8 protein-coding genes are annotated in these 10,326 nt (G+C 74.1%); 7 read left to right on the top strand and 1 reads right to left on the bottom strand.

Features of this window, described 5'->3' with window-relative positions; genetic code table 11:
* Positions 1–413 precede the first annotated feature (413 nt).
* Complete coding sequence (locus KBB57_RS08860; RefSeq protein WP_290748834.1) at positions 414–1,628, bottom strand: class I SAM-dependent RNA methyltransferase; 1,215 nt, start codon at positions 1,626–1,628, stop codon at positions 414–416.
* A 108-nt stretch (positions 1,629–1,736) separates the two neighbouring features.
* Here KBB57_RS08860 and KBB57_RS08855 point away from each other — a divergent pair, with 108 nt between their 5' ends.
* The 7 genes from KBB57_RS08855 to KBB57_RS08825 all read left to right on the top strand — a co-directional run bounded on the left by KBB57_RS08855 (position 1,737) and on the right by KBB57_RS08825 (position 10,257).
* The gene (locus KBB57_RS08855; RefSeq protein ID WP_290748832.1) at positions 1,737–2,279 is read left to right on the top strand and encodes a VOC family protein; all 543 of its coding nucleotides are present in this window, start codon (positions 1,737–1,739) and stop codon (positions 2,277–2,279) included.
* Between the two features lie 243 nt (positions 2,280–2,522).
* A complete protein-coding gene (locus KBB57_RS08850; RefSeq protein ID WP_290748829.1) occupies positions 2,523–3,176 on the top strand; it encodes an RraA family protein in 654 nt (217 codons plus the stop codon).
* 594 nt (positions 3,177–3,770) lie between these two features.
* Entirely contained in the window at positions 3,771–5,699 is a 1,929-nt protein-coding gene (locus tag KBB57_RS08845) for a substrate-binding domain-containing protein (RefSeq protein ID WP_290748827.1), read from the top strand.
* Between the two features lie 62 nt (positions 5,700–5,761).
* Positions 5,762–6,559 (top strand): ATP-binding cassette domain-containing protein, encoded by a 798-nt coding sequence (locus KBB57_RS08840; RefSeq protein ID WP_290748825.1) that lies wholly within the window; start codon positions 5,762–5,764, stop codon positions 6,557–6,559.
* Entirely contained in the window at positions 6,556–7,806 is a 1,251-nt protein-coding gene (locus tag KBB57_RS08835; protein WP_290748823.1) for a sugar ABC transporter permease, read from the top strand. The genes KBB57_RS08840 and KBB57_RS08835 overlap by 4 nt, the downstream gene beginning before the upstream one ends.
* 15 nt (positions 7,807–7,821) lie before the next feature.
* The gene (locus KBB57_RS08830) at positions 7,822–8,550 is read left to right on the top strand and encodes an SDR family oxidoreductase (RefSeq protein WP_290748820.1); all 729 of its coding nucleotides are present in this window, start codon (positions 7,822–7,824) and stop codon (positions 8,548–8,550) included.
* 108 nt (positions 8,551–8,658) lie between these two features.
* Positions 8,659–10,257 carry an FGGY-family carbohydrate kinase gene (locus KBB57_RS08825; RefSeq protein ID WP_290748818.1) on the top strand — a complete coding sequence of 533 codons (1,599 nt, stop codon included), beginning with the start codon at positions 8,659–8,661 and terminating at the stop codon, positions 10,255–10,257.
* Positions 10,258–10,326 lie beyond the last annotated feature (69 nt).

Raw genomic sequence — 10,326 nt, 5'->3', positions numbered from 1 at the left:
CGACAGTGGAGAGGAAGCCCGGCCCGAGGCTGGCCGCGACGCCGACGCCAGACGGATTTGACCCGCGGCAAATCCGTCCGCGATCGCCCCTGCGGGGGGCGAGCGCGATTCCGCGCTCGCCGGGGCGACCACGGACGGATGGCGCGCTTCCGCAGAAATCGGCGCCCCTGACGGCTTCCGCGCCAACGCGCTCCAGCCGTCGGCGCGGCGAAAGCCATGCTTTCGCCTGTCGCGCCGGGCCTCGCGGGCAAGCCCGCTTCGGTCGCTCGGCGCTCGCGCGCGCCCCGTGGATCCAGCAGGGCAGACAGGTGTCGTGCAGTGTGCCGCGCCAGGATCCGGCCGGGGTCGCCTCACGTAAAATCAATGACTTAGGCAATTTTCACGCGTGAACACGCCTCCGCCCCGGGACGGGCTCAGCGCGCGAGGCGCGCCGCCAGCTCGACGTGCCCCGACCAGCGGAACTGGTCGATCACCTCGACCGCGCCCAGCCGGAACCCCGCCGCGACGAGGATCGCCGCGTCGCGGGCGAAGCTCGCCGGGTTGCACGAGACCGCCGCCGCCACGCCCACCTTCGACGCCGCGAGCGCCCGGGCCTGCGCCTCGGCGCCGGCCCGCGGCGGGTCGAGCGCCGCCGCCTCGAACCGCGCCAGCTCGCCCGGCAGCAGCGGCCGGCGGAAGAGGTCGCGCGCTTCCGTCGTCACGCGCCGCAGCCCCTCCGCCCCGCGCCAGCCGGCGTCGAGCGCCGCCAGCATCGCCGCGTCGCCCTCGACGGCGTGAACCTCCGCCGCCTCGGCGAGCGGCAGCGCGAAGGCGCCGCAGCCGGCGAAGAGGTCGGCGACCCGCCGCGCCCCGCCGACGCCCTCGCGCACCGCGGCGACCAGCGCCGCCTCGCCCTCCGCCGTCGCCTGGAGGAACGCCCCCGGCGGCGGCGTGACCCGCGCCCGCCCGATGCGCTGCGCCGGCGGCCGCAGCGTCGCGACCGGCTCGCCCTCCCAGGCGAGCCGCGCGAAGCCTGCCGCCCCGGCGACGCCGACCAGCTCCCGCCGCAGGCCTGCGTCGAGCGGCTTGCCGCCGGCGACCTCGACGTCGAGCCCGCCCTCCGACAGGGTGACCGTGCAGCGCAGCGCCCCGGAGCGCGAGGCCCCGACGCGCGCGACCTCCGCGAGCGCCGGCCGCGCCGCGATGAGCTCCGGCCGCACCAGCAGACAGCCCGGCACGTCGACGATCTCCGCCGAGCGCCGGCCGTGGAAGCCCACCGCCGCGCCCTTGCGCGTCCGCCGCGCCGCGAAGACCGCCCGCCGCCGCGACCGCGGCGGCGAGACCCGGACCGGTCCGACCTCGGCCGCCAGCCCCTGCGCCGCCAGCGCCCGCGCCACCGCCTCGCGCTTCCACGCCGCGAGGAAGCCGTCCGAGGCGTGCTGCAGGGCGCAGCCGCCGCAGGTCCCGAAATGCGGGCAGGGCGGCTCGACCAGCTCCGGCGCCGCCTCGAGGATCTCCACGGGCGCGAGCACGCCGTCGGCGACCGGCCCGCGCACGACCTCGCCCGGCAGCGCCAGAGGAACCCGCAGCCCGTCGGCGGCGAGCCCGTCGCCGCGCAGCCCGAGCCGCTCCACCCTCACCTCGCGCATGGCGAAACCAACCGTTTCCGCAGCGCCGGATTATCCGCCGCCGCGGGAGGCACTATACTCCTGCCGTCAACGCAAAGCCGTGCAACCCCGATCCGAAAGGCCGCCGCCATGTCCGCCGCCACGTCCGCCTCCCAGCCTGCCCGCGCCGCGGTCCCCGTGGCGCCCGCCACCCGCATCGGCCATGTCCACCTCAAGGTCGCCGACCTCGACCGGGCGATCGCCTTCTACTCCGGCGTCCTCGGCTTCGAGCTGATGCAGCGCTACGGCCGGCAGGCGGCCTTCCTCTCGGCCGGCGGCTACCACCACCATATCGGCCTCAACACCTGGGAGAGCAAGGGCGGCACGCCGCCGCCTCCGGGGCATACCGGGCTCTACCACACCGCCTTCCTCTACCCCGACCGGACCGAGCTCGCCGACGCGCTGCGCCGGGTGGTCGAGGCCGGCGTCCCGCTCGACGGCGCCGCCGACCACGGCGTCTCGGAGGCGATCTACCTGCGCGACCCCGACGGCAACGGCGTCGAGCTCTACCGCGACCGCCCCGAGGCGGAATGGCCGCGCGACGCGAACGGCGTCCTGCGCATGGTCAACGCCCCCCTCGACCTCCGCAAGCTGCTCGCCGAGGCCCCGGACCGCACCGCCCCGGCCGGGTGACGGACAGCCCTGGCCGGCTGCGACGGGCCGGCCCCGGGGGGTCCAGCCGACGACGACCGGCTCCGGCCGCCGGCCGATGACGCCCCCCGATGGGCGGCGACGCTGTCCCCCGGTCGGCGCCGGCCGAGGGCGGTTGGCGGGGCGGGCGGGGGCGGCTAGGCTCGGGGCGAGACCTGCCGCGGAGCGCGCCATGCCGAACCCCGTCCCGACCCGCCAGCCGGCCCGCCGCGGGAGGGCGGGGCGATGAGCATCGCCCGCCACGCCCCGGCCATCGCGCCGATCCCGGAGGCGCTGCTCGCGCGCTGGCGGCGGGTGCCGCCGGCCATCGTCGCCGACCTCGCGCCGGAGCGGCAGATCGACCCGGCGATCCGGCCGCTGCTGCCGCCCGGCCGGCAGCCGGCGCTGTTCGGGCGCGCCGTCACGGTGCGCTGCGATCCGCCCGACTTCGGCGCGGTGCTGCTCGGGGTGGAGGCGATCGGGCCGGGCGAGGTGCTGATGATCGCCGCGGGCGGCGACCCGGTCACCGCGATGATCGGCGAGATCCTCGGCGGCCATATCCACGCCAAGGGCGCGGCCGGGCTCGTCTGCGACGGCGCGATCCGCGACGTCGACACGCTGGCCGGCCTCGAGGGCCTCTCCGCCTGGTCGCGCTCTATCACCCCCCGCGGCCCGAAGGGCGCCGCCGGCGGCGAGCTCGGCGGCCCGGTGACGATCGGCGGCTGCGAGGTCCGCCCCGGCGACCTCGTCATCGGCGACGGCGACGGCCTCGTGGCGCTTTCCCCCGACGCGCTCGCCGACCTCATCGACGCCGCCGAGGCCAAGCTCGCCCTCGAGGCCGAATGGATCCGCCGCCTCGCCGCCGGGGAGACCATGGCGAAGATCTTCGGGATCGGGTGAGCGGGAAAATGTCCCACGGTGGGGCGCTATGTGGGAGCGCGCCCCGGCGCCCGTGTCGGAGCAGGCCCGAATGTCGCGGGAGGCCGTCCCGCCCGGGCTCCCGCGCCGGCGGTCGCGCCCGGATCCGCCGACATCTCGGGGAGCGCCCCGCTGGGGCGATGCTCGAATCGGCCCGGGCGTAAAAAAGTATCGGTCGGGGGCCTTCGCGGTGGTAGCGGGCGGCGGCGGCGGGGCCTAAGGTCCCCGACGCGCGCCGGGAACAGGCGCGGGCGGGGTCGGGAGGCTCGCGGATGAAGCCGGACCTGGAGGTCGTCCAGATCGGACGCGCCGAGTCGTTCAAGGCCTGGGAGCACGGCTATCCGTTCCGGACGGTGCGCTGGCATTTCCATCCCGAGCTGGAGCTGCATCACGTCGTCGCCACCTCGGGGCGCTACTTCGTCGGCGACTTCATCGGCAGCTTCGTCCCCGGCAACCTCGTCCTGACCGGCCCGAACCTGCCGCATAACTGGGTGAGCGACACCGCGCCCGGCGAGGTCGTGGCGGTCCGGAACCGCGTCGTGCAGTTCACCGAGGGCTTCGTCGCCGGCGCCGCTGATGCCGGAGATGGCGCCGTTCCGCGAGACGGTGGAGCGGAGCCGCCGCGGCCTGCTCTTCGGGGCGGAGGCGAGCGCCGGCGTCGGGCCGCTGATGGGCGAGCTGGTGCGCGCCCGCGGCATCCGCCGGCTCGAGCTCTTCTTCGCCATCGCCCGCCGGCTGGCGCGGGCGCGCGACGTCGAGGAGCTGACGAGCGCGAGCTACCTGCCCGATCCGTCGGGCTTCATGTCCGAGGGCATCAACCAGGCGCTCGCCCATATCGACGAGCACCTGACGGGCAAGCTCTCCGAGCCCGACCTCGCCCGCATCGCCGGGCTCAGCCCCGGCGCCTTCTCGCGGGCGTTCCGCCGGCATACCGGGCTCGCGCTGGCGCAGTTCGTCAGCCGGCTGCGCGTCAACCTCGCCTGCCAGCTGATGATGCGCGACGAGGGGGTGCGGATCATCGAGGCCGCCTATGCGGCCGGGTTCAACAACCTCTCGAACTTCAACCGGCAGTTCCTGCGCCACAAGGGGATGACGCCGTCGCGCTTCCGCGCGATGTTCGAGGACAACCGCGCCTTCGTCGGCGCCGGCGACGGCCGCGCCTCCGCCGCCGGAAGCGACGGTCGTGCCCGCGTCGCCGGCGGCGACGGCCGCGCCCGCGTCGCCGGAGGCTACAGCCGCGGCGTCGCCGGCGGCGACAATCGCACGCCCGTCGCCGGCGGCGACAACCGCACGCCCGTCGCCGGAGGCGACGACCTTGCCCTCGTCGCGGGACGCGCCGCGGGCGCCGCGCCGCCGCCGGCGCCGGGCTCACACGGGATTCGCCGGGCGCGGAGCCGCCCGCGGATGGAACGTCGCCGCGCGGGCGGCGGCCGACGACAACAGAGGAGGAAATCCATGCGACCCATCCCAACCCTCGCCGCGGCGCTGCCGCTCGCGGCCGTGCTCCTCGGGAGCGCCGCCATGGCCGCGCCGAGCGGCACCGTCGCCTTCCTGATGCCGGACCAGGGCTCGACCCGCTACGAGGAGCGCGACTTCCCGGGCTTCAAGGCGGAGATGGAGAAGCTCTGCCCCGACTGCCAGGTGATCTACCAGAACGCCAACGCCGACGTGGCGCTGCAGCAGCAGCAGTTCAACTCGGTCATCACCCAGGGCGCCAAGGTCGTCGTGCTCGACCCGGTCGACAGCGCCGCGGCGGCCTCGCTGGTGAAGCTCGCGCAGAGCCAGGGGGTCAAGGTCGTCGCCTATGACCGTCCGATCCCGGACGTGCCGGCCGACTTCTACGTCTCCTTCGACAACCAGGGCATCGGGAAGGCGATCTCGGACAGCCTCGTCGCGCATCTCGAGGCGTCGGGCGTCGCCAAGGACAAGGGCGGCGTCCTGCAGATCAACGGCTCGCCGACCGACGCGGCCGCCGGCCTGATCCGCGACGGCGTCCACGAGAGCCTGGCGGCCAGCGGCTACACCACGCTCGCCGAGTACGACACGCCGGACTGGTTCCCGGCCAACGCCCAGGAATGGACGAGCGGCCAGATCCAGCGCTTCGGCGACCAGATCGTCGGCGTGGTGGCGGCCAACGACGGCACCGGCGGCGGCGCGATCGCGGCGTTCAAGGCGGCCGGCGTCAACCCGAACCCGCCGGTGACCGGCAACGACGCCACCATCGCGGCGCTGCAGCTCATCATCTCGGGCGACCAGTACAACACCATCTCCAAGCCCTCGGAGATCGTGGCGGCCGCGGCGGCCAACGTCGCGGTGCAGCTCCTCGACGGCAAGACGCCGGAGCCGAAGAACACCCTCTACGACACCCCCTCCGAGCTCTTCATCCCGGTGGTGGTGACCAAGGAGAACATCAAGGCGGAGATCTTCGACAGGAAGCTCAACACCGCCGCCGAGGTCTGCACCGGCGCCTATGCCGAGGCCTGCAAGGCGCTCGGCATCGAGTAGCACGTCCCCGCCGCCCGGCGGACCCGCCGGGCGGCTCCCTTTTGCCGGAGGCCTGCCCCAGCATGAGCGACATCCCCAAGCCGACGGGCGAGCCGATCCTCACCCTCCGCGGCATCTGCAAGGATTTCGGCGCCGTCTCGGCGCTCAAGGACATCGATCTCGACATCCACGGCGGCGAGGTGGTCGCGCTGGTCGGCGACAACGGCGCCGGCAAGTCGACGCTGGTCAAGGTGCTGGCCGGCGTCCATGCGCCCACCTCGGGCGAGATCCGCTTCCGCGGCAAGCCCGTCGCCATGTCCGGCCCCTCGGACGCGCTCGCGCTCGGCATCGCCACCGTCTACCAGGACCTCGCGCTCTGCGAGAACCTCGACGTGGTGGCGAACCTCTTCCTGGGCCACGAGCTGAACCCCTGGCAGCTCGACGAGGTGGCGATGGAGGTGCGCGCCTGGACGCTGCTCTCCGAGCTCGCCGCCCGCATCCCGAGCGTCCGCGAGCCGATCGCCTCGCTCTCCGGCGGCCAGCGCCAGACCGTCGCCATCGCCCGCTCGCTGCTCCTCGACCCCGAGATCGTCATGCTCGACGAGCCGACGGCGGCGCTCGGCGTCGCCCAGACCGCCGAGGTGCTGAACCTGATCGAGCGGCTGAAGGCGCGCGGCCACGGCGTCATCATGATCTCGCACAACATGGAGGACGTGCGCGCCGTCGCGGACCGCATCGTCGTCCTGCGGCTCGGCCGCAACAACGGCGTCTTCACGCCGGAATCCTCCAACGCCGAGCTGGTCGGCGCCATCACCGGCGCCACCGACAACGCCGTGTCCCGCCGCGCCGCCCGCCGGGCGGAAGAGGAGGCCCGCCCGTGACCGCTCCCGCTCCCGCCCCCAAGGGCCTGCTCGACCGCAGCGACAGCCGCGTCACCCACGCCGAGGGCCTCGGCGGCGCCGTGACGGCCTTCCTCGACCGGGTGCGCTCCGGCGACCTCGGCTCGCTGCCGGTGATCGTCGGGCTGATCATCATCTGGACGGTGTTCTACAGCCTGAACCCGATCTTCCTGTCGCCGAACAACATGGTGAACCTGTTCTTCGACTGCTCGGTGATCGGGGTGATCTCGCTCGGCATCGTCTGCGTGCTGCTGCTCGGCGAGATCGACCTCTCGGTCGGCTCGATGAGCGGCGTCGCCTCGGCGCTCCTCGGCGTCATCTGGGTCCGCGAGGGCTGGCCGCCCATCCTCGCCATCGCCGCCGCGCTGGCGCTCGCCGCCTGCGTCGGCGCGATCTACGCGGCGCTGCGCACCCGCCTCTCCATGCCGAGCTTCGTCTCGACGCTCTCGGGCCTCCTCGCGCTGCTCGGCCTCCAGCTCTACATGCTGGGCTCGACCGGCTCGATCAACCTGCCCTACTCGTCCTCGCTCGTCGCCTTCGGCCAGCTGATGGTCATGCCGGCCTGGCTCTCGCACGGCCTCGCGCTGATCCCCGGCGTCGTCATGCTCGTCGTCGGCCTGCGCACCATGGAGAAGCGCCGGACCGCCAACCTCTCGCCGGGCTCGCTCGCCGGGCTCGTCGTCAAGGCGCTGGCGCTGACCGCCGGGCTCGAGTTCGTGGTCTGGTATCTCAACGTTGGCCGCGGCGTGCCGTGGATGTTCGGCCTCTTCGTCGCGCTCGTCGTCCTGATGAACTACGCCTTCACCCGCACCCAGTGGGGGCGCTCGCTGATCGCCGTCGGCGGCAACGCCGAGGCGGCGCGCCGCGCCGGCATCGACGTGCGCCGGGTCTACACCTCGGCCTTCGTCGCCTGCTCGATGTTCGCGGCGCTGGGCGGCATCCTCTCCGCCACCCGCCTCGCCTCGGCGAGCCAGCAGGCCGGGACCGGCGACGTCAACCTCAACGCCATCGCCGCGGCGGTGATCGGCGGCACCAGCCTCTTTGGCGGGCGCGGCAGCGCCTGGTCGGCGCTGCTCGGGATCATCGTCATCCAGTCGATCTCGAACGGGCTGACGCTGCTCAACCTGTCGTCCTCGCTCCGCTACATGATCACCGGCGCCGTCCTCGCCATCGCCGTGATCGTCGACAGCCTCGCGCGCAAGAGCCGCGTCTCGCACGGCCGCGCCTGATCGAAAGGGAAGGGAATGTCCGGAAAGCTCGAAGGCAAGGTCGCGGCCATCACCGGCGCGGCCTCCGGGATCGGCCTCGCCTGCGCGAAGGCGATGCTCGCCGAGGGGGCGACCGTCGTCCTCGTCGACCGCGCCGGCGACCGGCTCGACGCGCTCTGCGCCGAGCTGGGGCCGCAGGCGCGGTCGGTCGTCGTCGACCTCCTCGACGGCAAGGCGGTGTCGGGGATGCTGCCGCGCATCGTCGAGGCCGGCGGCGGGCTCGACATCTTCCACGCCAACGCCGGGTCCTACATCGGCGGCGACGTCACCGAGGGCGACCCCGACGCCTGGGACCGCATGCTCTACCTCAACGTCAACGCGGTCTTCCGCTCGATCCACGCGGTGCTGCCGCAGATGGTGGCGCAGAAGTCGGGCGACATCGTGGTGACGAGCTCGGTCGCCGGCGTGGTGCCGGTGGTGTGGGAGCCGGTCTACACCGCCTCGAAGTTCGCGGTGCAGGCCTTCGTCCACACCATCCGCCGCCAGCTCGCCCCCCGCGGCGTCCGCGTCGGCGCGGTGCTGCCCGGGCCGGTGGTGACGGCGCTGCTCGACGACTGGCCGAAGGCCAAGATGGAGGAGGCGCTGGCCAACGGCAGCCTGATGCAGCCCGAGGAGGTCGCCGAGGCGGTGCTGTTCATGCTGACCCGCCGCCAGGGCGTGACCATCCGCGACGTGGTGATCGTGCCGCACAGCCTCGACCTGTAAGGAGGCGCGCGCGGGCCCCTCCCGCCAGGCGCTTCCTCTTATGTCAAATGATATCAGTTACTTGATATGGCTAACACACGTGTTAGCGTGCCCGCGGGAGGCAGGAACATGGCCGACTACTATATCGGGATCGACGTCGGCACCGGCAGCGCGCGGGCGGGCGTGTTCGACGCCGCCGGCCGCATGCTCGGCTCGGCCAAGCGCGAGATCGCCATCTTCCACGCCTCCGGCGGCGTCGTCGAGCAGTCGAGCGCCGACATCTGGGCCGCCGTCTGCACCTCCGTGCGCGGCGCCATGGCCGAGGCCGGCACGGACCCGGCCGAGGTGAAGGGGATCGGCTTCGACGCCACCTGCTCGCTCGTCGTCCTCGGCCCCGGCGGCGCGCCGCTCGCCGTGGGGCCGTCGGAGGATCCGGCGCGCGACATCATCGTCTGGATGGACCACCGCGCCGTCGAGCAGGCCGACCGGATCAACGCGACGGCGGCGGGCGTGCTCGCCTATGTCGGCGGCGCGATCTCGCCGGAGATGGAGACGCCGAAGCTCCTCTGGCTGCGCGAGAACCGCCCCGCGACCTTCGACGCCGCCTGGCAGTTCCTCGACCTGACCGACTTCCTGACCTGGAAGGCGACGGGCAGCCTCGCGCGGTCCTCCTGCACGGTCACCTGCAAATGGACCTACCTCGCCCACGAGCGGCGCTGGGACCCGGCCTACTTCCGCGCCATCGGCCTCGGCGGGCTCGCCGACGAGGGCTTCGTGCGGATCGGCGTCGAGGTGGTCGATCCGGGCGCGCCGCTGGGGCAGGGGCTCACCGCCGCCGCCGCGTCCGAGCTGGGGCTTGCGCCCGGAACGGCCGTGGCGGCCGGGCTGATCGACGCCCATGCCGGCGGGGTCGGCACTGTCGGCGCGCTCGGCGACCCGACGCGGGCGATGGCCTATGTCTTCGGCACGTCGTCCTGCACGATGACGACGACGCGCGAGCCGGTGTTCGTGCCCGGGGTCTGGGGGCCGTACTTCTCCGCCATGGTCCCGGGGATGTGGCTGAACGAGGGCGGCCAGTCGGCGGCGGGGGCGGCGATCGACCAACTCGTCGCCTTCCATCCGGCGGCCGCCGAGGCCGCGCGGCTCGCCGCCGCCGAGGGCCGCTCGCTGCCGGAATGGCTCGCGGCGCGCGCCGAGGCCGGCGGGCGCTCCGAGGCGATCGGGCTCGCGCGCGGCCTGCACGTCGTGCCGGAGTTCCTCGGCAACCGCGCCCCCTTCGCCGACCCGCACGCCCGCGCCGCCATCGCCGGCCTCGGCATGGAGCGCGACGTGGCGTCGCTGGTCGCGCTCTACGTCGCCGGGCTGGCGGGCCTCGGCTACGGGCTGCGGCAGATCATCGAGACGCAAGCCGAGCACGGCGCGCCGGTCGAGGTGATCGCGATCAGCGGCGGCGCCGGCCGGCATCCGCTGATCCGCCAGATCCTCGCCGACGCGACCGGCCTTCCCGTCGTGGGCACCGAGGCCGAGGAGCCGGTGCTCCTCGGCTCGGCCATCCTCGGTGCGGTGGCCGCGGGCGGCGCGCCCGGCATCCCCGCCGCGATGGCCGCCATGTCCCGCGTCGCCGTCACCGCCGAGCCCGCCGGCGGCGCCATCGCGGCGATCCACGCCCGCCGCTATGCGGCGTTCCGCGCCCTCCAGCGCACGGCGCGGGAGCTGGAGCGCGAGTGATCGACGCCCGGCCGGAGCGGCCGGGCGTCAAGCCCCGGTGAAAAAGTGGCAAGGCGGATTCCAGCCGCC

Origin of the sequence: Amaricoccus sp., from assembly GCF_017993425.1 — a bacterium.
Lineage (GTDB): Bacteria > Pseudomonadota > Alphaproteobacteria > Rhodobacterales > Rhodobacteraceae > Amaricoccus.
Note: the sequence above shows the minus strand (reverse complement) of the source record. Positions and strands in the feature narration are given on the sequence as shown.

What these genes read in the sequence shown, in the direction of transcription:
- KBB57_RS08860 (WP_290748834.1), bottom strand. Translation starts at nt 1,628, where the DNA reads ATGCGCGAGGTGAGGGTGGAGCGGCTCGGGCTGCGCGGCGACGGGCTC.
- KBB57_RS08855 (WP_290748832.1), top strand. Translation starts at nt 1,737, where the DNA reads ATGTCCGCCGCCACGTCCGCCTCCCAGCCTGCCCGCGCCGCGGTCCCC.
- KBB57_RS08850 (WP_290748829.1), top strand. Translation starts at nt 2,523, where the DNA reads ATGAGCATCGCCCGCCACGCCCCGGCCATCGCGCCGATCCCGGAGGCG.
- KBB57_RS08845 (WP_290748827.1), top strand. Translation starts at nt 3,771, where the DNA reads ATGCCGGAGATGGCGCCGTTCCGCGAGACGGTGGAGCGGAGCCGCCGC.
- KBB57_RS08840 (WP_290748825.1), top strand. Translation starts at nt 5,762, where the DNA reads ATGAGCGACATCCCCAAGCCGACGGGCGAGCCGATCCTCACCCTCCGC.
- KBB57_RS08830 (WP_290748820.1), top strand. Translation starts at nt 7,822, where the DNA reads ATGTCCGGAAAGCTCGAAGGCAAGGTCGCGGCCATCACCGGCGCGGCC.
- KBB57_RS08825 (WP_290748818.1), top strand. Translation starts at nt 8,659, where the DNA reads ATGGCCGACTACTATATCGGGATCGACGTCGGCACCGGCAGCGCGCGG.